Raw genomic sequence first — 1,163 nt, 5'->3', positions numbered from 1 at the left:
ACTACTGATCTTTTCGTAAGTTCGGTGGGTGTGGTGGGTGGATGGTCAGGCCGGTATGGGCGAGGAATGACCATGGCAGTTGGGGGTTGGTGTTGATGCGGTGGATGCCTTGCTCGGTGGCGTCGGCGACATCGGCGAGGTGGTCGCCGGCGAGGTTGGCGAGTTCGCGCTTCTTGAGTGAGGACCACAGCAGTTCTACCGGGTTCAGCTCGGGAGCGTAGGCGGGTAATCGTTCCAGGGTGAGCCAGTCCTGTTCGTCGGCCCAGGCCCGCATCGCCCGGCTCCAGTGGGCGGACAGGCCGTCCCAGACCAGGACCACTCGCTCGCCGCGGTAGAACACCTTCATCTGTTCCAGGACCTCGATGAGGGCGGCGGTGTCGTAGCTGCCGGGCTTGAGGTGGAAGCACAGGCGGGCCCCGCGATCGGGGTCGGTGGAGTGGTAGCCCAAGGCCCCGGCCATCGACGCACGCTTCCAGTTCAGGCGGTGCCGCAGAAGCGGGGTCCGCCCTCGGGGCGAGTAGGTGCGGCGGATCTGCGGGAGCAGGGAGACGCCTGATTCGTCGAGGAAGACGATCCAGGCACGTGTGTTCACGGCCCTTTTTTGATGCGCGGCCACTCGTGCGCGATCCAGCGGGCGATCTCCGATTCGTCCCGCTCGACCGCCCGCCGCTCGGGCCGTTGCAGGCTCCATCCGAGCCGGCCGGTCAGCAGCCGCCACACCGACGCCCTCGACAACACCACCCCCGTTGTCCGGGTGACGACCGCGCCGACTCGTTCCAGGGTCCACAGGTCGGCCTCGAAACCATGAGCCTGGGCACCTCGCTCCAACGCGGCCCGCACCATCTCGACCTGGGTGTCGTCCAGCTTGGGTGGGCGTCCGGTGGCTGCCCGCCGCCGCAGGGCCGAAGCACCGCCTTGCTCCCACACCCTCCGCCAACGCCGCACGCTCTCGGCACACACCCCCACCGCCCTCGCGATCTCCGCATTCGAGACGCCGTCCTCGAACAACTCGACCGCTCGAACACGACGCGCCTCCGCCAATTGAGGCCGCGACAAGGGAGGAAGGGAGGAGCCGGCAACCGAAGGGGAAGGTCGATAAGCCATCCCGACAGCCTCCCACCCACACGGCCACCACACCCACCGAACTTACGAAAAGATCAGTA

2 protein-coding genes are annotated in these 1,163 nt (G+C 67.2%); both read right to left on the bottom strand.

Annotated features, from left to right (window positions below; genetic code table 11):
• Window position 1: 1 nt before the first annotated feature.
• Window positions 2–592 carry an IS630 family transposase gene (locus ACP4J0_RS38470; RefSeq protein WP_426604092.1) on the bottom strand — a complete coding sequence of 197 codons (591 nt, stop codon included), beginning with the start codon at window positions 590–592 and terminating at the stop codon, window positions 2–4.
• Entirely contained in the window at window positions 589–1,104 is a 516-nt protein-coding gene (locus ACP4J0_RS38465) for a winged helix-turn-helix domain-containing protein (protein WP_426604090.1), read from the bottom strand. Before ACP4J0_RS38465 ends, ACP4J0_RS38470 begins: the two co-directional genes overlap by 4 nt.
• Window positions 1,105–1,163 lie beyond the last annotated feature (59 nt).

Origin of the sequence: Streptomyces sp. WG7, from assembly GCF_049975785.1 — a bacterium.
Taxonomy (GTDB): Bacteria; Actinomycetota; Actinomycetes; order Streptomycetales; family Streptomycetaceae; genus Streptomyces.
Note: the sequence above shows the minus strand (reverse complement) of the source record. Positions and strands in the feature narration are given on the sequence as shown.

Excerpts from the sequence above, each read along its gene's own strand:
- ACP4J0_RS38465 (WP_426604090.1), bottom strand. The coding sequence starts at position 1,104 with ATGGCTTATCGACCTTCCCCTTCGGTTGCCGGCTCCTCCCTTCCTCCC.